This window comes from Nocardiopsis quinghaiensis (assembly GCF_008638365.1).
Classification (GTDB): Bacteria; Actinomycetota; Actinomycetes; order Streptosporangiales; family Streptosporangiaceae; genus Nocardiopsis; species Nocardiopsis quinghaiensis.
Map to the genome: position 1 here is coordinate 13,286 of NZ_VWVU01000031.1, position 20,247 is coordinate 33,532.

The 20,247-nt window shown below is 69.1% G+C and carries 26 protein-coding genes; 20 read left to right on the forward strand and 6 right to left on the reverse strand.

The window, feature by feature from the left end; translation table 11 throughout:
• The first annotated feature begins 182 nt into the window (after positions 1-182).
• The 19 genes from rpmE to FYX01_RS23110 all read left to right on the forward strand — a co-directional run bounded on the left by rpmE (position 183) and on the right by FYX01_RS23110 (position 14,749).
• Entirely contained in the window at positions 183-392 is a 210-nt protein-coding gene (gene rpmE, locus FYX01_RS23020) for a 50S ribosomal protein L31 (RefSeq protein WP_150244873.1), read from the forward strand.
• Between the two features lie 110 nt (positions 393-502).
• Positions 503-1,570 carry a peptide chain release factor 1 gene (gene prfA / locus FYX01_RS23025; protein ID WP_150244876.1) on the forward strand — a complete coding sequence of 356 codons (1,068 nt, stop codon included), beginning with the start codon at positions 503-505 and terminating at the stop codon, positions 1,568-1,570.
• Between the two features lie 391 nt (positions 1,571-1,961).
• Complete coding sequence (locus FYX01_RS26875) at positions 1,962-2,126, forward strand: RRXRR domain-containing protein (RefSeq protein WP_223830607.1); 165 nt, start codon at positions 1,962-1,964, stop codon at positions 2,124-2,126.
• Between the two features lie 28 nt (positions 2,127-2,154).
• A complete protein-coding gene (prmC, locus tag FYX01_RS23035) occupies positions 2,155-3,018 on the forward strand; it encodes a peptide chain release factor N(5)-glutamine methyltransferase (RefSeq protein WP_150244883.1) in 864 nt (287 codons plus the stop codon).
• 93 nt (positions 3,019-3,111) lie between these two features.
• The gene (locus tag FYX01_RS23040; protein ID WP_150244885.1) at positions 3,112-3,927 is read left to right on the forward strand and encodes an L-threonylcarbamoyladenylate synthase; all 816 of its coding nucleotides are present in this window, start codon (positions 3,112-3,114) and stop codon (positions 3,925-3,927) included.
• A 12-nt stretch (positions 3,928-3,939) separates the two neighbouring features.
• On the forward strand, positions 3,940-5,103 hold the full coding sequence (locus FYX01_RS23045) for an MraY family glycosyltransferase (protein ID WP_150244888.1): 1,164 nt from the start codon (positions 3,940-3,942) through the stop codon (positions 5,101-5,103).
• Positions 5,104-5,329: 226 nt separating this feature from the next.
• Complete coding sequence (locus tag FYX01_RS23050) at positions 5,330-5,770, forward strand: Cg1360 family ATP-synthase-associated protein (RefSeq protein WP_150244891.1); 441 nt, start codon at positions 5,330-5,332, stop codon at positions 5,768-5,770.
• Positions 5,771-5,830: 60 nt separating this feature from the next.
• The gene (locus FYX01_RS23055; RefSeq protein ID WP_150244895.1) at positions 5,831-6,052 is read left to right on the forward strand and encodes a hypothetical protein; all 222 of its coding nucleotides are present in this window, start codon (positions 5,831-5,833) and stop codon (positions 6,050-6,052) included.
• A 93-nt stretch (positions 6,053-6,145) separates the two neighbouring features.
• Positions 6,146-7,000, forward strand: coding sequence for a F0F1 ATP synthase subunit A (atpB, locus tag FYX01_RS23060; protein ID WP_223830608.1), 855 nt, complete (start codon positions 6,146-6,148; stop codon positions 6,998-7,000).
• Positions 7,001-7,106: 106 nt separating this feature from the next.
• Entirely contained in the window at positions 7,107-7,325 is a 219-nt protein-coding gene (atpE, locus tag FYX01_RS23065) for an ATP synthase F0 subunit C (protein ID WP_073704647.1), read from the forward strand.
• A 28-nt stretch (positions 7,326-7,353) separates the two neighbouring features.
• Positions 7,354-7,902 (forward strand): F0F1 ATP synthase subunit B, encoded by a 549-nt coding sequence (locus FYX01_RS23070; protein ID WP_150244901.1) that lies wholly within the window; start codon positions 7,354-7,356, stop codon positions 7,900-7,902.
• Positions 7,902-8,726 (forward strand): F0F1 ATP synthase subunit delta, encoded by an 825-nt coding sequence (locus FYX01_RS23075; protein WP_150244904.1) that lies wholly within the window; start codon positions 7,902-7,904, stop codon positions 8,724-8,726. Before FYX01_RS23070 ends, FYX01_RS23075 begins: the two co-directional genes overlap by 1 nt.
• A 65-nt stretch (positions 8,727-8,791) precedes the next feature.
• Entirely contained in the window at positions 8,792-10,432 is a 1,641-nt protein-coding gene (gene atpA / locus FYX01_RS23080) for a F0F1 ATP synthase subunit alpha (protein ID WP_150244907.1), read from the forward strand.
• Positions 10,433-10,435: 3 nt separating this feature from the next.
• Positions 10,436-11,353, forward strand: coding sequence for a F0F1 ATP synthase subunit gamma (locus FYX01_RS23085; RefSeq protein ID WP_150244910.1), 918 nt, complete (start codon positions 10,436-10,438; stop codon positions 11,351-11,353).
• 6 nt (positions 11,354-11,359) lie between these two features.
• A complete protein-coding gene (gene atpD / locus FYX01_RS23090) occupies positions 11,360-12,802 on the forward strand; it encodes a F0F1 ATP synthase subunit beta (protein ID WP_150244913.1) in 1,443 nt (480 codons plus the stop codon).
• Between the two features lie 128 nt (positions 12,803-12,930).
• Entirely contained in the window at positions 12,931-13,320 is a 390-nt protein-coding gene (locus FYX01_RS23095) for a F0F1 ATP synthase subunit epsilon (RefSeq protein ID WP_150244920.1), read from the forward strand.
• A gap of 30 nt (positions 13,321-13,350) precedes the next feature.
• The gene (locus FYX01_RS23100; protein ID WP_150244923.1) at positions 13,351-13,833 is read left to right on the forward strand and encodes a DUF2550 domain-containing protein; all 483 of its coding nucleotides are present in this window, start codon (positions 13,351-13,353) and stop codon (positions 13,831-13,833) included.
• 51 nt (positions 13,834-13,884) lie between these two features.
• Positions 13,885-14,181 carry an MTH1187 family thiamine-binding protein gene (locus FYX01_RS23105; protein WP_150244926.1) on the forward strand — a complete coding sequence of 99 codons (297 nt, stop codon included), beginning with the start codon at positions 13,885-13,887 and terminating at the stop codon, positions 14,179-14,181.
• A gap of 52 nt (positions 14,182-14,233) precedes the next feature.
• Positions 14,234-14,749, forward strand: a complete 516-nt coding sequence (locus FYX01_RS23110; RefSeq protein WP_150244929.1) for a hypothetical protein — start codon at positions 14,234-14,236, stop codon at positions 14,747-14,749.
• Between the two features lie 76 nt (positions 14,750-14,825).
• On the opposite strand, the gene FYX01_RS23115 is transcribed toward FYX01_RS23110, so the two are convergent.
• The 4 genes from FYX01_RS23115 to FYX01_RS23130 all read right to left on the reverse strand — a co-directional run bounded on the left by FYX01_RS23115 (position 14,826) and on the right by FYX01_RS23130 (position 16,949).
• Complete coding sequence (locus FYX01_RS23115; RefSeq protein WP_150244932.1) at positions 14,826-15,272, reverse strand: hypothetical protein; 447 nt, start codon at positions 15,270-15,272, stop codon at positions 14,826-14,828.
• Positions 15,273-15,490: 218 nt separating this feature from the next.
• On the reverse strand, positions 15,491-16,087 hold the full coding sequence (locus FYX01_RS23120) for a cob(I)yrinic acid a,c-diamide adenosyltransferase (RefSeq protein WP_150244935.1): 597 nt from the start codon (positions 16,085-16,087) through the stop codon (positions 15,491-15,493).
• A 34-nt stretch (positions 16,088-16,121) separates the two neighbouring features.
• Positions 16,122-16,430, reverse strand: a complete 309-nt coding sequence (locus FYX01_RS23125) for a hypothetical protein (protein WP_150244939.1) — start codon at positions 16,428-16,430, stop codon at positions 16,122-16,124.
• Between the two features lie 90 nt (positions 16,431-16,520).
• A complete protein-coding gene (locus tag FYX01_RS23130) occupies positions 16,521-16,949 on the reverse strand; it encodes an Hsp20/alpha crystallin family protein (RefSeq protein WP_150244942.1) in 429 nt (142 codons plus the stop codon).
• 170 nt (positions 16,950-17,119) lie between these two features.
• On the opposite strand from FYX01_RS23130, the gene FYX01_RS23135 reads away from it, so the two are divergent.
• Positions 17,120-17,431, forward strand: coding sequence for a MerR family transcriptional regulator (locus FYX01_RS23135; RefSeq protein ID WP_150244944.1), 312 nt, complete (start codon positions 17,120-17,122; stop codon positions 17,429-17,431).
• 251 nt (positions 17,432-17,682) lie between these two features.
• On the opposite strand, the gene FYX01_RS23140 is transcribed toward FYX01_RS23135, so the two are convergent.
• Together FYX01_RS23140 and FYX01_RS23145 are read right to left on the reverse strand one after the other, a co-directional pair.
• On the reverse strand, positions 17,683-19,188 hold the full coding sequence (locus tag FYX01_RS23140; protein ID WP_190394457.1) for a M28 family peptidase: 1,506 nt from the start codon (positions 19,186-19,188) through the stop codon (positions 17,683-17,685).
• A gap of 321 nt (positions 19,189-19,509) precedes the next feature.
• The gene (locus tag FYX01_RS23145) at positions 19,510-20,175 is read right to left on the reverse strand and encodes a DUF1707 SHOCT-like domain-containing protein (RefSeq protein WP_150244950.1); all 666 of its coding nucleotides are present in this window, start codon (positions 20,173-20,175) and stop codon (positions 19,510-19,512) included.
• Positions 20,176-20,247: the final 72 nt, after the last annotated feature.

Here is a 20,247-nt window from a genome sequence, read left to right on the forward strand (position 1 = left end):
TCGTTGTGGATCTGGCAAACTGGAGGTGGAGAGTGGCCCGCCCCTGCTTCGGCGGGGCCCGCCGCCCCGTTACCTGGATCGCCGCGGCACCGGTTCGCGCATGACCCACGAGAGCATCCCACCCCTCGGGTGGCGCGGCTTGTCGTGCGTCCGGCGGTCGCGCCCCTGATGAGGAGACACACATGAAGGCCGACATCCACCCCGAGTACTTCGTGACCGAGGTGACCTGCACCTGCGGTGCCGAATTCACCACCCGCAGCACCCTCCCCGAGGGCAAGGTTCGTGCTGAGGTGTGCTCCGAGTGCCACCCGTTCTACACCGGCAAGCAGAAGATCATGGACACCGGTGGCCGGGTCGCCCGCTTCGAGAAGCGCTTCGGCAAGCGCAAGTAGCGCTGCCCGCTGTCCCGCGGCTCCGGTGCGACCGGCGCCGCGGGACCAGGTAGGCCCCCAGGGGCACACGGACAGGCGAGGCAAGCACAACAAGACGGGGACGGGCGAAAGTGAAGCTGGACGACCTTCTGGGGGAGTACTACGAGCTGGAACAACAGCTCGCCGACCCCGAGGTGCACGCCGACCAGGGCAGGGCGCGCACGCTGGGCAAGCGCTACGCACAGCTCACCCCCATCATCGAGGCCTACCGTTCGCTCAAGGAGGTCGAGAGCGACATCGACGCCGCGCGTGAGCTCTCCGTCGAGGACTCCTCCTTCGCTGAGGAGGCCGACCGCCTGACCAAGGAGGCCGAGGCCCTCACCGAGCGCCTGCGCGTCCTCCTCGTCCCGCGCGACCCCGCCGACGACAAGAACCTCATCATGGAGGTCAAGGCGGGCGAGGGCGGCGAGGAGTCCGCCCTGTTCGCCGGGGACCTGGTCCGGATGTACCTGCGCTACGCCGAGCGCCAGGGGTGGAAGACCGAGGTCATCAACGCCACCCACTCCGACCTGGGCGGGTACAAGGACGTCACGATCGCCTTCAAGAACAAGGGCACCCCCGAGCCCGGCTCGGGCGTGTGGCCCATGCTCAAGTTCGAGGGCGGAGTGCACCGCGTCCAGCGCGTCCCGGTCACCGAGTCCCAGGGCCGTATCCACACCTCCGCCGCCGGCGTGCTGGTCGTGCCCGAGGCCGAGGACATCGAGGTCGACATCCACGAGAAGGACCTGCGGATCGACGTCTACCGCTCCTCCGGGCCCGGTGGCCAGAGCGTCAACACCACCGACTCGGCGGTGCGCATCACCCACCTGCCGACCGGCATCGTCGCCTCCTGCCAGAACGAGAAGAGCCAGCTCCAGAACAAGGAGCAGGCCATGCGCATCCTGCGTGCCCGCATCTACGCCGAGGCCCAGGCCAGCGTGGACGCCGAGGCCGCCGCCGAGCGCAAGAGCCAGGTGCGCACCGTGGACCGCTCCGAGCGGGTCCGCACCTACAATTTCCCCGAGAACCGCATCTCCGACCACCGCGTCGGATACAAGGCCTACAACCTCGACCAGGTCCTCAACGGGGAACTCGACGGGGTCATCAAGGCACTCGTGGACGCGGACACCAAGGAAAGACTCGAAGCCGCACAGTCGTAACGGGTTCCCCTGCCTGAGGGCGGGGGCTTTCGGCCCTGGTGGCCGGAGGCCCGCCGTCACCAGCACGAGCCATCATCAAGGAGGTGACCAGATGGCTGCGTTTCACGTGGGGCGAGAGACCCGCCCCGGAGTGCTTCCTCGGCTCCGGGTTCTGGAATCCGCGTCAGCAGCGCCCGCCGCGGCCGGCGGGACCCTCCCCAGGGACAGGGAGGAGACGGGACGCGGAAGCCGCAGCCTCACTGTGGCATCCGGCGTGGAACACGTGCGAGGGGAGACCACCGCCGCCTCACCTGGCGGTGCCGGCGTCACCCCGGTCCGTTCGGACCGGGGGAGGGCCTGTGAAGGCCACCCACCCCGCGGGGGGACAACGCCCCGCGAGGGGCACCCGTCCGTGCTCGTCGTGGACGAGCACGACGTCCCGTTCCCGCCCACCTGCCCGGCCCGGGCGCGCAGGCTCCTCGAAACCGGCCGGGCGGCCGTGGCCCGGCGCACCCCGTTCACCGTCCGCGTGAAGGACCGCACCGCGAAGGAGGCGGGGGCTTCCTTCTCCGCCTGAAGGCGGGGGTATCCGCCCCAGACATCAGATGAACTTCCTGCTCGACGAGGTCGCCCGCGCGACGCTGAGGCTCGCGGAGGCGGGCGTGGCCTCGCCTCGCACCGACGCCGAGGAGCTCGCGGCGTTCGTGCACGGTGTCCGTCGAGGGGAACTGCACGCGGTCGCCGACGCCGACTTCGACGCCCGGTACTGGGAGTACGTGGCCCGACGCGAGGCCCGCGAGCCCCTGCAGCACATCACCGGTCGCGCCTACTTCCGCTACCTCGAACTCCAGGTCGGGCCCGGGGTGTTCGTGCCCCGGCCCGAGACCGAGATCATGGTCGACTGGGCGATCGAGACCCTGCGCGCCATGGACGTGGCCGACCCCCTGGTGGTCGACCTCGGCGCCGGATCGGGTGCCATCGCCATCTCCATCGCCCAGGAGGTGCCGCGCTCGCGTGTGCACACGGTGGAGATCGACCCCCTCGCCCTGGAGTGGGCGCGCCGCAACATCGGCCTCAGCGGCCACGCCGACCGGGTCACCGCCCACCACGCCGACATGCGCACCGCCCTGCCCGAGCTCAACGGCCGCGCCGACCTGCTCATCAGCAACCCGCCCTACGTCCCCACGGGTGAGGCCGCGGCCATCCCGCCCGAGGTGCGGGACTACGACCCCGCCCCCGCGCTGTGGTCGGGCGAGGACGGCCTCGACATGATCCGCGACCTGGAGGCGGTCGGCCGCAGGCTGCTGCGCCCCGGCGGCGCGATGGCCGTCGAGCACCACGACGGCCAGGGCATCGACATTCCCCGGCTGTTCCCCGAGGACAAGGGCTGGCGCGACGTGCTCAACCGCAAGGACATGGCACGGCGCGACCGCTTCGTGGTCATGCGCCGCGTCGACGAGGACGGCTGACCGTGTCCGTTTCCGCGGTCCGCCGCACCCGCCCCCGTATCCCCGTCAGACCGTGAACCCGGTCGACTCCGTTCGAGAATGAGGTGAACGCAGGTGAGCCGCATCTACGACTGCGCGGACGAGGCCGCCCGCAAGGACGGCCTCGCCGACGCCGCGTCCGCGGTACGCCGAGGCGATCTTGTGGTGCTGCCCACGGACACCGTGTACGGCATCGGCACCGACGCCTTCAGCCCGACCGCGGTGTCCAGGCTGCTCGCCACCAAGGGCCGGGGGCGTGAGATGCCCCCGCCGGTCCTGGTCGGCTCCATGCGCGCCGCCACCGCCCTCGTCGACGACCTGGGCAACCACGGCCGCGACCTCATGGAGGAGTTCTGGCCCGGTCCGCTCACCCTGGTGTGCGGCGCGACCCCGAGCCTGTCCTGGGACCTGGGCGACACCAAGGGCACCGTAGGCGTGCGCATGCCGATGGACCCGGTCGCCCTGGAGCTGCTCAAGGAGGTCGGACCGATGGCGGTGAGCAGCGCCAACAAGTCCGGTCAGCCCTCCGCGACCCGTGTGGAGGAGGCCATCGAGCAGCTCGGCGACGAGGACGTGGCGGTCTACCTGGACGGCGGCGAGACCGAGGTCCGGGTCTCCTCCACCATCGTCGACCTCACCTACGCGGTCCCGCGCGTACTGCGGGCGGGCGCCATCTCCATCGAGCAGCTGCGCTCGGTGTGCGGCACCGTCATCGGCGAGCTGCGCAGGGGCCGTACGAAGGCCGACAGGAGTGAGCAGGCCGAGCAGGCCGAGCAGGCCGAACAGGTCGAGGAGGCGGAGTCCTCACGGGACGACGCCCCACCGGAGACCGGGGACGGCGCGCAGGAGACTCCCAAGGCGGGGCGGGCCCCCGAAGGCGACGAGAGCTAGAGGGGCCGGGAAGTGCGGGAGTACGCGCTCACCTTCGTCATCGCCGCCGCGGTGACCTACCTGCTCGTTCCACTGGTGCGCCGGTTCGCCATCGCCTTCGGCGCCACTCCGCCGGTGCGCGACCGCGACGTGCACAAGGAGCCCATCCCGCGTCTGGGAGGGCTCGCCATCTACGGCGGGTTCGCCGCCGCCCTGCTGATCTCGGCCCAGCTCCCGCACCTGCAGAACGTCTTCGTCGCCGACACCTGGATGGGACTGCTGCTGGCGGGCGGGCTGATCACGGTCATCGGCGTCATCGACGACCGCTGGGGAATGGACGCGCTGAGCAAGCTCGCCGGGCAGACCGCCGCCGCGGGCATCCTCGTCTGGCAGGGCGTGCAACTGCTGTGGCTGCCGCTGCCCGGTACGCAGCTCTCGCTGGGACCGTGGCTGGGCGCGATGATCTCCATCCTGCTCATCGTGGTGACCATCAACGCGGTCAACTTCGCCGACGGACTCGACGGGCTGGCGGCGGGCATCGTCGGCATCTCCGCCTTCGCGTTCTTCGCCTACTACTACGTGGTCGCGGTGGAGCAGGGCTTCGTGCGCCAGTCCTATCCGGCGATGATCGCGATCATCCTGGCCGGCACGTGCGTCGGGTTCCTCTTCCACAACTTCCATCCGGCCAGGGTGTTCATGGGCGACACCGGGGCGATGCTGCTGGGACTGCTGCTGACGTCGATCACCATCACGGTGACCGGCCAGTTCGACGCCAACACCGCGCGTGAGGAGTTCAACTCCGGCCTGGTGGTGTTCCTGCCGGTCGCGCTGCCGCTGCTGGTGATCGCCCTGCCCCTGGCCGACCTGGTGCTCGCCGTGCTGCGCCGGACGCTCGCGGGCAAGTCCCCGTTCGCCCCGGACCGGGGCCACCTCCACCACCGCCTGCTGGACATGGGACACAGCCACATGCGGGCGGTGCTGCTGATGTACCTGTGGGCGGGCATCGTGTCCTTCGCCGCGGTGGCGCTGTCGGTGTTCGACTCCCCGGTGATCGTGCTGTCGGTGACCGCCCTGGTGGCCACGTGCGCGGTCGGCCTCATCGTGCTGCCCCGGCTGCGGAGGCGCGGACTGCGGGCCCGGAGGCGCAAGGAGGGCGTTAAGACGGGTTCAGGTCACGATTCGCGATCCGATGCGTGAACGTGGGGTCGCGTACGGGACCGAACGCCCGTGAAAAGGGGCCGCTGACCTGTGGATACCATGGCGGGAGTGGATGTGGCGAAGGCGACACAAGGCCTGAAAAGGGCCTGGAACGGGCACTTTGCGGCCCGTTAAGGTCGCGTTAAGGAACCCCCGGATCCACCACCAAAAACCTTGTGATAGCTTTCACGAGCAGGCAACCACTGAACCCCACGGAGCTTCGTTGATGCAGGAACACGACGCCCGGACTCTCCGCGGCGCCGCGCTTCCGACGGCCGTCGTCGGCGTGGTCGCGTTGATCGTCGGCTTCGCCATCTCCGGTACCCAGGGACTCTACGGCGCGCTTTTCGGCGTGCTTCTGGTCATCGGCGCATTCGCCGTCTCGGCCTTCGCCATCTCCTGGACCGGCGGTCGGCGTCCCGAGCTCCTCCTCCCAGTGGCCTTCCTCGTCTACACCACGAAGTTCGCGATTCTCATGGCCGCCCTGATGTTCTTCCGGGACACGACGGCCCTGGACAAGGACGTCTTCGGATGGACGGCGCTCGCCTGTGTGCTCGTCTGGCTGGCCGCCCAGGCCGTGGCCGTCAAGAGGAGCAAGCAGCCGACCATCGTCCCCGCGGACGAACAGGACGAGAACACGGCCGAGGACAGTGAGGCGCACCGGTGAGCCCGCGCGTACGGGCCGGTGTGCGGAGCCTGATCACCTACTGCTATCTTCCGGAGCGAGATGAACGGTCAACGGAGCGCGAAGAGCGACTCGAAGGAGTCGCCCAACGCCAACCCGGCCACACTCATCTCGTATCTGCTGGGAGGCCTCGCCTTCTGGGGCGGCGTCGGCTGGGTCGTGGACTGGGCGCTGGGCTTCTCCGGCCTCTTCCTGCCCATCGGGTTCGGCGTGGGCCTGGTCGGTTCGATCTACCTCATCTACACCCAGCACGTCCGGTCCTGACCGAACACTCGGATGCGTCCTCCCGCGCTGAGGGTGGAGCCGCACCGACCACAACACCAAGGATTATGTTGCGTCACGACGAAAGGGATCGCCGTGGGTGCTGACGTGAACGTCGTCGCGGCGTCCGAATCAGGCTGCCATATCTTCGGCTCCGGCTGCGGTTTCGAAGCCCCGGGCGTGGGCCTCTTCTCGCCGACGCCGTGGCTCGACTTCGGGCTTCCCGGTGCCGCGGGAGTGAACAAGTACTACCTGGTCGCGGTGGTCGCGCTCATCATCGCCGCCGCCTTCTGGTACTTCACCACGCGCAGGGCCAAGGTCGTCCCCGGCCGCGGCCAGGGCATGGCCGAGATGCTGGTCGGCTTCCTGCGCGACCAGGTGACCCGGACCACCATGGGCAAGGAGGGGGACCGGTTCCTCCCCCTGATCGTCACCCTGTTCCTGTTCATCTTCTGTATGAACATCATGGGTCTGGTACCCGGCCTCCAGCTGCCGGTGACCACCAGTCTGGCCTTCCCCGCGGTCCTGGCCCTCTTCGTCTTCCTGCTGTGGAACATCGTCGGCGTCCGCCGCCACGGTGTCGGCGGCCACTTCAAGGCCCGTCTGATCCCCGGTGGCGTTCCCTGGTGGATCCTGCCCATCGTCGTACCGATCGAGGCGTTGTCGAACTTCGTCATCCGGCCGGCCACGCACATGATCCGTCTGTTCGCGACCATGTTCGCCGGGCACCTGCTGCTCGCACTGTTCGCGGCCGCCGGCTTCTACATGTTCAACCCCCTGTCCCAGATGGGCGGCCTCTTCGGCGCCCTCTCCGTGGGGTACTCCGCCATCGCACTGGTCGGCTTCCTGGTCTTCACGGCCTTCGAGCTGTTCATCATGGCGGTCCAGGCCTACGTGTTCGTCCTCCTGACCTCCATCTACCTCGGTGAGGCCATCGAGGGAGCGCACTAGGAAAACGGCCCCCGGCCTTTTCCGCGTGCATTCATGACCTGTCCGATTCGTAACGTCAGTCCGGCGTCAAACATGATCGCCGACGTGTAGTAAAGGGAATATCAACATGGATCTCGCCGCCATCGAAGGTAACCTGAACAGCATCGGTTACGGCCTCGCCGCCATCGGCCCCGGTATCGGCGTCGGCCTCGTCTTCGGCCTGGGTGTCCAGGCCATCGCCCGCCAGCCCGAGGCTCGCGGCATCCTCCAGGGTCAGATGATCTTCGGCTTCGCCGTCATCGAGGCCCTGGCCATTCTCGGCTTCGTTCTCGCGTTCGCCGTTTAGTCAGACCTGGTCAATAGAACGCGAAGGGATGCCAGCCGTGTATTTGGCAGCCGAGCAAGAGAACGTCCTGCGGATCCACTGGGACGAGTTCACCTTCGGTCTCATCGCCTTCCTCATCATCCTCGGCGTCGTCTACAAGATGTGGCCGAGGCTGACGAAGGCGCTGGACGAGCGTGCCGACCAGATCGAGGGTGGCATCGCTCGCGCTCAGAAGGCCGAGGCTGAGGCGGAGGAGACCCGCCAGCAGTACCGGGAGAAGCTCGAGGAGGCGCACCGCGAGTACGCCCAGGAGCTGGAGAAGGCCAAGGAGCAGAAGGCGGCGATCATCGCCGAGGCGCGCGAGGAGGCCCAGGTAGAGGCCCGTCGCATCGTCGAGGCGGCTCACGCCCAGATCGAGGCCGACCGCCAGCAGACCCTGGTGCAGCTGCGCAACGAGATCGGTGCGCTCTCCACCGAGCTGGCGAGCCGTATCGTCGGTGAGACCCTCAGCGACAGCGCCGCCCAGAACCGCGTCATCGACCGGTTCCTGGACGAGCTGGAGCAGAGCGGGAACACACAGCAGGCTGAGGTGCGTTGATGCGTGGTGTAAGCCGCACGTCGCTGACCGAGGTGACCCGGCGCCTGGACGAGAACGTCCTGGCGTCGGCGAGCACCGCGCAGAGCGGCGCCTCCCTGGGCAAGGAGCTCTTCGAGGTCGTCGCCCTCCTCGGGAGCGAACACTCCCTGCGCCGGTGGCTCGCCGACCAGGCGAACCCGGCCGAGGCCAAGTCCACGCTGGTCGGAGAGCTGCTGGAGACCAGGGTGTCTCCGTCCGCGGTCATGGTGGCCAGTGACGCGGTCTCGGCCAAGTGGTCGACTCCGCGCGACCTCATGGACGCGCTGGAGCGGATGGCGGTCTACGCGACCATCGCTCCTCTCCAGAGCGCCTCGGGGCTCGGCGAGCTGGAGGACGAACTGTTCCGCTTCCAGCGGATCGTCGCCTCCCAGCCGGACCTGCGCGACGCCCTCACCCGTGAAGGGGCGGCCCCCGAGCTGCGGCTCTCCCTGGTGGAGAACCTGCTCTCGGACAAGGTGAACCCCGCGACGCTGACCCTGGTCAGCGAAGCGGTCACCCGGCCCAGGGGCCGTACCCTGGAACAGGCGCTGGAGAACTTCGGACAGCTCGTCGCCGAGCGCGCCAAGCGCTACGTCGCCGTCGTCCGCAGCGCCGTCGCCCTGAGCGAGAGCCAGCAGTCCCGGCTCGGGGCCGCGCTCTCGCGCGCCTACGACCGCGATATCCACCTGAACATCGAGATCGCCCCCGAAACCGTGGGTGGCATGTCCATCCAGGTGGGTGACGAGGTCATCGACGGGACCATCGCCGGGCGTATCGCCGAGGTCCAGCGCCGTCTGGCCGGCTGAAAGAACGCAAGGCAAGCACGCACGGCGCCAGCCCGGCGCCATTTGAGAGCAAGGACAACGTAGAGATGGCGGAGCTGACGATCCGACCGGACGAGATCCGGGACGCGCTGCAGCGCTTCGTCCAGTCGTACGAGCCTGAAGCCACCCGCGCGGAAGAGGTCGGTACCGTCACCTACTCCGGTGACGGCATCGCCCGCGTCGGTGGCCTTCCCTCGGCGATGGCGAACGAGCTGCTGCAGTTTGAGGACGGCACCCTGGGCCTGGCCCAGAACCTCGAGATCGGTGAGATCGGTGTCGTCGTGCTGGGTGACTTCACCAGCATCGAGGAGGGGCAGCAGGTGCGCCGCACCGGCCAGCTCCTCTCCGTGCCGGTGGGTGACAACTTCCTCGGCCGTGTGGTGGACCCCCTCGGGGCCCCCATCGACGGCAAGGGCGAGATCGAGACGACCGAGCGCCGTGACCTGGAACTCCAGGCCGCGACGGTCATGCAGCGCCAGCCGGTCCACGAGCCGATGCAGACCGGTATCAAGGCGATCGACACCATGACGCCGATCGGCCGCGGGCAGCGCCAGCTGCTCATCGGCGACCGGCAGACCGGCAAGACCGCGGTCGGTATCGACGCGATCATCAACCAGAAGTCCAACTGGGAGTCCGGCGACCCCGACAAGCAGGTGCGCTGCATCTACGTCGCGATCGGCCAGAAGGGCTCGACCATCGCCAGTGTGCGCGGCGCCCTGGAGGACGCCGGCGCGATGGAGTACACCACCATCGTCGCCTCCCCGGCGTCGGACCCGGCGGGCTTCAAGTACCTGTCCCCCTACACCGGTTCGGCCCTGGGCCAGCACTGGATGTACGAGGGCAAGCACGTCCTCATCGTCTTCGACGACCTGACCAAGCAGGCCGAGGCCTACCGTGCGGTGTCGCTGCTGCTGCGCCGTCCGCCGGGACGTGAGGCCTACCCCGGTGACGTCTTCTACCTGCACTCCCGTCTCCTGGAGCGCTGCGCCAAGCTCTCCGACGAGCTGGGCGCGGGCTCGATGACCGCTCTGCCGATCATCGAGACCAAGGCGGGCGACGTCTCGGCCTACATCCCCACCAACGTCATCTCCATCACCGACGGCCAGGTCTTCCTGGACTCGGACCTGTTCAACCAGGGCCAGCGTCCGGCGATCGACGTCGGTGTGTCGGTCTCCCGCGTCGGTGGCGCGGCCCAGACCAAGGCCACCAAGAGCGTCTCCGGCACGCTGCGTCTGGGCCTGGCCCAGTACCGCGAGCTCGAGGCGTTCTCCGCCTTCGGCTCGGACCTGGACGCGGTCTCCAAGCAGCAGCTGGAGCGCGGCGCCCGGATGATGGAGCTGCTCAAGCAGGGCCAGTACTCGCCCTTCCCCATGGAGAAGACGGTCGTCTCGATCTGGGCCGGCAACACCGGCAAGCTCGACGACGTCCCGATCGAGGACGTGCGCCGCTTCGAGGACGACTTCCTGGACCACCTCTCCCGAGAGCACTCCGGAATCCTCGACACCATCCGTGACACCGGCAAGTTCGACGACGAGACCAAGGGGTCCCTGGAGTCCGCCCTGGAGAAGTTCAAGCAGGGCTTCCAGACCTCGGCCGGTACCCTTCTGGGCACCGAGGCCGAGACTGAGGCGCTCGACAAGGACCAGGTCGGCCAGGAGACCATCAAGGTCGCCAAGGGCGGGAAGTAACCCATGGGTGCACAGCTTCGCGTCTATCGCCGGAGGATCCGCTCGACGAAGTCGATGGCGAAGATCACCCGCGCGATGGAGCTCATCGCCACGACGCGCATCACCAAGGCGCAGCGGGCGGCGGAGGCTGCTGGGCCCTACGCGCGGGAGATCACCCGGGCGGTCTCGGCCCTGGCCAGCCGGGTGACCTACAACCCGCTGCTGATCGAGTCCGAGAACCCCACCCGTGCGGCCGTCCTGGTCATCACCAGCGACAAGGGCCTGGCGGGAGCCTTCTCGTCCAACGTGCTCAAGGAGGCGGACGCCCTCTCCGGACTCCTGCGGGAGGAGGGCAAGGAGGTCCTCACCTACATGGTGGGCCGCAAGGGCGTGGGCTTCTACAAGTTCCGTGACCGTCCGCTCGAAGGGCAGTGGGAGGGCATCACCGAGCGCCCGACCTACGCGCACGCCCAGGAGATCGGCTCGGCGCTCATGGAGAAGTTCGCCATGGACGCCTCCGAGGGCGGCGTCGACGAGATCCACGTGATCTCCACGGAGTTCGTCTCGATGCTGACCCAGCGCGCCTCGGCCGCCCGTGCCCTGCCGCTGGAGATCGAGGAGGTCGACGCGAACGAGCTCGAGGCCGAACAGGGCGCTCCGCTGCCGCTGTACGAGTTCGAGCCCTCCGTGGAGGAGGCGTTGGACCGGCTGCTTCCGCAGTACGTGACCAACCGCATCTACTTCGCGCTCCTGGAGTCCGCAGCCTCCCAGCAGGCGTCCCGCCGCGCGGCCATGAAGGCCGCCACGGACAACGCTGAGGACCTCGCCAAGAACCTGACCCGCCTGGCCAACCAGGCACGTCAGGCTGAGATCACCAATGAGCTCAGTGAGATTGTCGGCGGTGCCGACGCGCTCGCTGCTGCCAGCGCGGGAAGTGAGTAACAAAAAGTGACTGCGACAGTTGAAGGGACGGCTGGGGCCGGCACCGCCACCGGCCGCATCTCCCGGGTCACCGGCCCGGTCGTCGACGTGGAGTTCCCCGTCGGCTCCCTGCCTTCCATCTACAACGCCCTGCACACCGACGTGAGCATCGGCGGCACGGAGAAGACCGTCACCCTGGAGGTCGCCCAGCACCTGGGTGACAACCTGGTGCGCGCCATCTCCCTGGCTCCCCAGGACGGCATGGTCCGTGGCGCCGAGGTCCGCGACACCGGTGCGCCGATCAGCGTGCCCGTCGGCGACGTCGTCAAGGGCCACGTGTTCAACACCCTGGGCGAGTCCATGGACGTGCCCTCCTCCGAGCTGGGTGCGACCGAGCACTGGCCGATCCACCGCAAGGCTCCGTCCTTCGACCAGCTCGAGTCCAAGACCGAGATGCTGGTCACCGGCATCAAGGTGATCGACCTCCTCACGCCGTACGTGCGTGGTGGCAAGATCGGTCTGTTCGGCGGCGCCGGTGTCGGCAAGACGGTGCTCATCCAGGAGATGATCACCCGTATCGCCCGCAACTTCGGTGGTGTGTCCGTGTTCGCCGGTGTCGGCGAGCGCACCCGTGAGGGTACGGACCTCTTCCTGGAGATGGACGAGATGGGCGTCCTCCCGGACACCGCGCTCGTCTTCGGCCAGATGGACGAGCCCCCGGGCACCCGTCTGCGGGTGGCTCTGTCCGCTCTGACGATGGCGGAGTACTTCCGCGACGTGCAGAAGCAGGACGTGCTGCTGTTCATCGACAACATCTTCCGTTTCACCCAGGCGGGTATGGAGGTCTCCACGCTGCTGGGCCGTATGCCCTCGGCCGTGGGCTACCAGCCCAACCTGGCGGACGAGATGGGCCAGCTCCAGGAGCGGATCACCTCGACGCGGGGCCACTCGATCACCTCGATGCAGGCGATCTACGTCCCCGCGGACGACTACACCGACCCGGCTCCGGCGACCACCTTCGCCCACCTGGACGCGACGACCGAGCTCTCCCGCCCGATCTCGCAGAAGGGCATCTACCCGGCGGTGGACCCGCTGACCTCCACCTCGCGCATCCTGGACCCGCAGTACGTGGGCGACGAGCACTACCAAGTGGCCCAGCGCGTGAAGGAGATCCTGCAGCGCAACAAGGACCTGCAGGACCAGATCGCCATCCTCGGTATGGACGAGCTGTCCGAAGAGGACAAGATCGTCGTCAACCGGGCGCGGCGCCTGGAGCGCTTCCTCTCGCAGAACATGTTCGTCGCCGAGAAGTTCACCGGTAACCCGGGCGTCTTCGTTCCGCTGGAGGAGACCATCGCCTCCTTCAAGGCAGTCTGCGACGGTGAGTACGACCACCTGCCCGAGCAGGCCTTTCTCGACGTCGGCAACATCGACATGGTCGTCGAGAAGGCCAAGAAGCTGCAGGGCTAGAACCGCGCAGCGTCCGTTGAGGGTGGTGGCGGGCGACGGGCGGGCTAGTTGTTGGGCCGGGTCGGTCCCCGCGGATCGTCGGGGACCGACCCGGCCGAAACCACCCGCTAGCCGAGGAGTTTGTGGCAGTGTCGAAGAAGCTTTTCGTCGAGATCGTCTCTCCCGAACGTGAGATTTGGGCGGGCGAGGGCGACATGGTCATCGCGAAGACCGTCGAGGGTGAGATCGGCGTTCAGCCCGGGCACGTCCCGCTGCTCTCGCTGCTGGCCCACGACGCCGTCGTTCGCGTGCTGGGTGCGCGGGAGACCGGTGAGGTCCGGGCCGCCGCGCACAGCGGGTTCGTCTCGGTCTCGGGTGAGGGTCGCGTCTCCATCCTCGCCGAGACCGCCGAGCTCGCGGAGGACATCGATGTGGACCGTGCGCGTACGGCGCTGAAGAGCGCGGCCGAGTCCGGCGACGACGTCGCCCTGGGCCGTGCAAGCAGCCGCCTGCGCGCTGCTGGCGAGGAAGTCGCCTAGCGTACCGGGACGGCGGAACGAGTAGTGGGCATGGAACGGCTGCTGCCTGGCACACCGTGGTTGGAGTCCGCGCAGTGGGTGTTCTACGCCCTGCTCCTCGTCCTCCTGGCGCTGGTACTCGCCGTCACCCTGCGCCGCTGGGTCCTCGTACGGCGCGGCGGCGCGGTGGAGTGCTACCTGCGCGCCGTCGGAGTGCGGGGCCGGAGGGGCTCCTGGCGCATCGGTTTCGGCCGGTACGGCACGGAGAGCCTGAGCTGGTTCCCCATCTTCTCACTCAGACCGCGGCCGACAGCGAACCTGTCGCGCCGCGGTCTCGTCGTTGTGGGGAGGCGTGCCCCCGAGGAGGGGGAGGACCTGCCGGTCGACCTGACCGTGCTCCGCGTCGGCTGGCTCCGCGCGGACGGCTCCGACCCCCGGGAGCCGTCGTACGAGATCGCCATGAACGAGGGCACTCTGACCGGTTTCCTGTCCTGGCTGGAATCGATGCCGCCGGGGACCCACTGGGAGAGCTGAGACGCCGTGTCGGTGACGTGCGGCGGCGCTTCCCGTACCTAGTATGGCCGCATGATCGTTGCCTTCTCCGTAGCTCCCCTCGGTACCGGTGAGTCCGTCACCCCCGCTGTCGCCCGCGCTGTGAAGGTGGTCCGGGAGAGCGGACTGCCCAATGAGACCGGCCCCATGTTCACCACCGTCGAGGGTGAGTGGGACGAGGTCATGGACGTGGTCAGGCGCGCCGTGGAGGCCGCCAAGGAGGGCGCCCCCCGGGTGACCTTCACCCTCAAGGCCGACATCCGCGAGGGCGTCACCGACGCCCTGCACGGCAAGGTCGAGGCCGTCGAGCGCGAACTCGACAACCTCTAGAGGGCGCGGGCCCCTTCCGGAGGGACCCCTGGACACGGCAGGATGCGGTTCCATGTGCGCCTCTCGACTCTCCGGGCCTCCCGTCCTCGCGCTCCTGGTGTTCCTGCTCGCCGCCTGCCAGCCGGCGGGCGGCCACGTCGGCGCGGTGGCCACGGGCCACTTCAGCGCCGCGCACAAGTTCCCCGTCCTGCTCGTGGCCTGGTGCGGCGAGACCGGGCCGCGACAGGTCGACCTGGTCGGCGGACAGCTGCGAAGGCACCTGGTCGCCACACGCGAGTTCGACGGGAACCGGCTGGAGGTCGACCTGTCCGCGCCCGGTGACGACTGGCGGATCACCGACGGGGCGGGTGAGCCCGTCTACCGGCTGGTTCCGGAGTCGGAGCGGGAGGAGTACCTCGTCGGGATCGGGTCCGAGCCCGGTGAGCCGGGGGAGGGCACGGAGCACGACATCGGCACGGTCGTGTTCACGACCGGGGCGATGGCCGACGACGAGGGCGTGTACGCCAGGGCCGAGGGCGTCTCGGAGGCGGAGTTCGCCGCCCGTGAGGACTTCCCGCCCGAGTGCTGAGAGCGCCGTGCGCCCGGAGGCGCGGGGCGCGCCCGGCCCGCGGGAGGGGTGACGGGCCGGACGCGGTTCGGAGCGGTCAGCCGACCTGCGAGTGGGCGTGACCGGTCGGGAGCGTGTCGGAGAAGTACTCCTTGGCGCTCCTGGAGTTGGCCAGGCCCGCCACGGTCAGGGCGAAGGCCGCCGTGATGATCTCGGGTACGGCGCTGACCGGGGTGAACAGCAGTGCGAGGATGACGACGGCGTAGCCGACGTTGACCGCGGTCACCGCCTTTCGCGCGCGGGGACGGTTCCGGCTGACCATGACGGCCAGGACGATTGCCGCCGCGCCGTACACCAGCCCGATGGCCGCGGCGGTCAGTACGGCCCAGGTGGGTACTTGGGCGCTCTCGGCGACGACGCTGACGGTCTCCATGGCGACGGCTCCGGCGAGGGCCAGCAGGCTCATGACGATCTGGTAGATCGCGATCAGGATCAGCAGGACGAAGACTGCCGTGACGGCAGCCGGTCTGGCTCCGGTGGTCATGTACGCCCCGTTCCTTGGTCGTGGATCCGTATAACGGACCCATAACCTTGTTTTTGCGGGCGACACATCATTTCCTGAACATTCTTCGTCCTCGCAGGTGGGGAAGCCGGCCCGGGGACGTGCGCGGAGGCGGGAACGCGGAGAGGGGTCCGCTTCCATGGAGACGGGGTCCCCTTTCCCGGGGCAGGGGACCCCAGGGCGGGTCCGCCGGACACGCCCTAGCGCTCGCCCCCCGGCTTCCAGAGGACCTCGTCACCCTCCCCGGCCACGTACCGGCCGAGGATGAACAGCAGGTCGGAGAGCCGGTTGAGGTACTGGGCGGTGAGCGGGTTGACCGTATCGCCGTGCTCCTCGACGGCCGCCCACACGCTGCGCTCGGCGCGCCGGACCACGATCCGCGCCGTGTGCATGAGAGCCACGGTGGGGGACCCCCCGGGCAGGATGAAGCTGCGCAGGGTGGGCAGGTCGGCGTTGTAGGTGTCGCAGGCCTCCTCCAGGCGGGCGACGTACTCGGGCCCGACCCGCAGCGGCGGGAACTCCGGGTCGGGCACGATCGGCGTGGACAGGTCGGCGCCCAGGTCGAACAGTTCGTTCTGGACGCGGCCGAGCAGGGCCCGGACGTCGTCGGGCAGCTCGCCCATGGCCAGGGCGGTGCCGAGCGCGGCGTTGGCCTCCTCGGTGTCGGCGTATCCGACCAGGCGTGTGTCGTTCTTGCCGGTCCGGCTCATGTCGCCGAGCGCCGTCGTGCCGGCGTCGCCGGTGCGCGTGTAGATCTTCGACAGCACGACCGGCTTGTCGGTGTCCCGTTTGGTCATGGCCCAACCCTAGGGGGCGGGGACCGGACGGGGATCATGCGGGAACCGACAGGAACGCCCGCAGCTGCTCGGCGAGGGGCTCGTCGAGGCTCTGCGGTACGCCCCGGTGGCGGGGGTCCCGGCACGCCCGGCGGAAGGCGTCGGGATCGCCGGTGAGGTCGGTGGTGGCCCGCCTGAGCTCCTCCAGGGCCAGACGGAGGCGGTCGGGGGTGCTCCCCCAGGCGTTCTCGTAGGCCCTGAGGGCGTGGAAGAAGCGGACGCACGCCAGATGCGTCGCCTCCCCGCCGCTCTGGCGCTGGATGTGCTCGGCTACCGCACGGGTTCTGCGCAGGACGGAGGTCATCGAATCACTACTTCCTGATGGGCGGAACACGGGTTCGGCCAGGTGGACCCGTGGTCCGGCCGGGCCGTGGTCCGGCCGGACCACGGGTGCTCAGGCGTTGATGCTCTGGGGCTGGCCCTCGCCCTGGCTGACGCTGATCTTGCGGGGCTTGGCCTGCTCGGCGACCGGGATGCGCAGTGTCAGGACACCGTCGGTGTAGTCGGCCTGGACGTCGTCCGTCCGCAGGGTCTCCCCGAGGAACAGCTGTCGGGAGAAGGTGCCGGTGGGCCGCTCGGCGACCACCACCGATTCGCGGTCGCGCACGGTGTCGGCCCGCTCGGCGGTCACGGTCAGCACGTTGCGCTCGACCTCCAGGTCGATGGAGTCGGCGCGCACGCCGGGAAGGTCGAAGCAGACGATGAAGACGTCCCCGTCGCGGTAGGCGTCGATGGGCATCGCGGCCGGTCGGTTGGTCGCGCCCAGGAGCCGCTCCGTGAGGCGGTCGATGTCGCGGAAGGGATCGGTGCGCACCAGCATCATGGATACCTCCTCTACTCGTACCACAAAACCTGATGCGAGGTGACGCAAGTTTTATACCTCATGATTGAGGAGATAAACAACAGTGTCAGCTAAAGATTTCGTCAGGCAGGAGTGCGCACGGACGCGCACGGGCGCGGCCGTGCGATGCGCGCCGAGGAGGGACGCCGCTCATGACAGAACCCCGGTCAGATTCCACGCGGGGCCTCTACACGATCTCCGTGGCGGCGGAGCTGGCGGGCATCGCGCCGCAGAGCCTGCGCTCCTACGAGGAACGGGGCCTGGTCGCCCCGGCGCGCACTGACGGCGGCACGCGGATGTACAGCGACGGCGACATCGCGCGGTTGCGGCGGGTGGCCGAGTTGGCGGCCCAGGGCGTGAACCTCGCCGGGATGGGCCGGATCCTGGAACTGGAGGACGAGAACAACCGCCTGCGCGACGATTCCCGGGCGGACGGGAGGAGCGAGGGCCACGCACCCCAGTGACGGAGAAGAGTCATTCCGTACCAGGGGGTGAAAGTGATGCAGCTCACTGATACATTGAGGAGTCACGGGGCTACTCAAGGTAGTTTCCGGCGGTGTTCGCACACGGGTTTCCGAGTGGGCAGAGGGGGCCACCCGGGCGGTCGTGGAGGGGGAGACACCGCGAGGGGCGGGCGGCGTGGAACCGGGGGGTTCACGCCGCCCGCCCCGCCCTCAGGGCCGTGCGGTCCGTCCCGCGCGCGGGACGGCGCGGACTACATGCGCCAGGCGTCGCCCACCTGGGGGAACTCGGTCTTGGCCGCGGAGTAGCGCAGCACGCCGTTCACCGGCAGGGTGCTCTCGGCGAAGAACTCCACACCGTGTGCACCGGCGGCCGACAGGTCGGCCACCGAGTCCCAGTTGACCTTGTCCAGGGTGTCCTCGGCGGTGTGGTAGTACGGGTCGAACTGATCGCCCGCGGTACCGCCGTACCACTCGACCTGCTCCTCGCTCTTGACGCCGTCGGCGCCGCTGAACAGGCCGCCGGACGGGATGCCCGCCTCCATGAACGCCTGGTAGTCGCTGCGCCCGCTCAGCACGCCGGGCTCACTGACCTGGTCCTGGGCGGCGAAGTAGTCCGAGAAGACCTTCGCGATCGCACCGGAGCCGGAGGGCGCCTGGACGGATCCGGGCAGCTCCATGCCGCCGTCCAGGACGAACCGGGCGTAGTTGTGCGAGCCGATCATGTCGAAGTTGAGGTAGAGGGCGATGTCCTCGACCTGCTCCGCGGTCAGGTCCTCCACGTAGCGGGTGGAGCCGATCAGGCCCTCCTCCTCGGTGCCCCAGAAGGCGAAGCGGACCTTGTTCTCGGGGTCCTCCTGCTTCGCCAACTGGACGGCGGTCTCCAGCACGAACGCCGAGCCGCTGCCGTTGTCGTTGATGCCGGGGCCCTCCGCGACGCTGTCGAGGTGGCCGCCCACCATGACCACGTTGTCGTCCCGGCCGCCCGGGGTCTCGGCGAGGATGCTGTAGGAGCTCTCCTCGCTGAGCTCGGCGTCTACCCTCACCCGCAGTTCCAGGCCCTCGGCGGCCAGCAGGTCGGCGCCCGCCGTCCCGGAGACCCCCAGGGCGGGGATGTCGGAGAGCTCGCTCACGGTGCCGAGGAAGACCTCGTCGGCGTTGTTGACCACCAGGGCGGCCGAGGCTCCCGCGCCGGCGGCGTTCTGGACCTTGTCCGCGAACGGGCAGCTGCCGCGCATGGTGATCGCGATGGCGCCCTCGGGGAAGTCCGCGAAGTCGTCGGCGGAGCATCCGCTCGCGGCGCTGTCGGTGTTGACGGCCACGGCGGGGGCGGTGGTGTCGCCGGAACCGGAGTAGGACATGGTCACGTAGTCGGTGTCGACCTCGTAGTCGACCTGTTCCGGCGCGGTCTGGGTCAGGACGGCGGTGGACTGTTCCCGCCACAGCTCGTACTCGTACTCGTGCCGGTAGGGCTCGTACCCGGCGCGCTCCAGCTGGTCCTCGACGTACAGGGCGGCGACGTCGTAGCCCGGGGTGCTCGTGGCCCGGTTGCCGCCGTTGTACTCGGCGATGGTGTCGAGGTTCTCCAGGTGCTCCTGGATGGCCTCGGCGGTCACCTGTTCCGACAGCGGCAGGTCCCGGCCCGGCTTGCCGGGCTTTCCCGCGTGCCCGGGCGGCCCCGCGTGCTCGGGGGCGCGGGAGTGGTCCGGCGGACCGGGCTCGGCGTGTGCGGGGGAGGCCGCCAGGGTGCCGACGGCCATCAGGACGGCGGCGGCACCGGCCGTGGCGGCGCGGCGCCGGAAGGCCGGGGCCGACGTGCGTGACGAGGCCCCCTCATGTGTGGGACGCAACGATCTTCCTCCGAAAGTGTGGGGGGTCCACCGCTCCACGGTGTTGGGGGATGGACACCTTGAGTAGGCGAACTACCGCTGCAGCCTGACATCAGAAGGGTTCGCCCGACAAGGACCAGTGGCCACAATTGCCACAATCAGCCATAGACCTTACGTATGGGGGACCACTGTGGTTCGATGGACGGCTTCGGGAGAGCAGAATGTCTTGGCGACGAGGGGCGGAGACCGTCCCTACCCCTCGATCTCGCCCTGGTGTTTGCGCGGCTTGTACTCGACGCCCACCCCGCCCATCACGGCGATGCCACGGATGTGCACGACCGGCGCGTCCGGGTCCACCACGCTGGGAGTGTTCTCGGAGACGCCGAAGCCGCCCATGAGCGGCAGCCCGTGCACCCGGACCTGGATGTCGTCGGGCACGATGACGCCCACCCCGCCCATGACGGTGCAGATCCAGATGGTGGTCTCCCGCTGGGTGAACCGGGCCTCGCGCAGGTCCAGTTCGACACCGCCCATCACCGCGAAGGCGACGAAGGTACCCGGCACGACCCAGCTGCCCGACCGGTCGGCCCCGCCCATCACGACGATCGCGGCCCGGCTGGTGGGCTCCCGGTCCACGATCCGGCCGCCGCCGTAGACCGGGCGGGGCGAGCGGAAGTCGGTGGGTGCGACGGAGGCGCTGGGGCCGCTCTCCGCGGGGAGGTCTTCGGTGATGGGGACGAGCTCGCCGAGGGTCTTGGCCCGGTAGACGGAGTCCAGCCGCTCGCTGTGCTCGTCCGGGTCCAGCCTCCCCTCGGCGAGGGCCTCGCGCAGGCGGTGCGCCACGGAGTCACGGTCGGCGTCGGAGGCGCGTATCCGACCGTGCTCGGGGGGGTTCACTTCGCTCATCGGTTCCACCATATGCCCATTCTTCCGCCCGGTGCCGTGCACCACATCGGGATGATCCCTGAAACGGCCCTGAGTCCGTGGCCG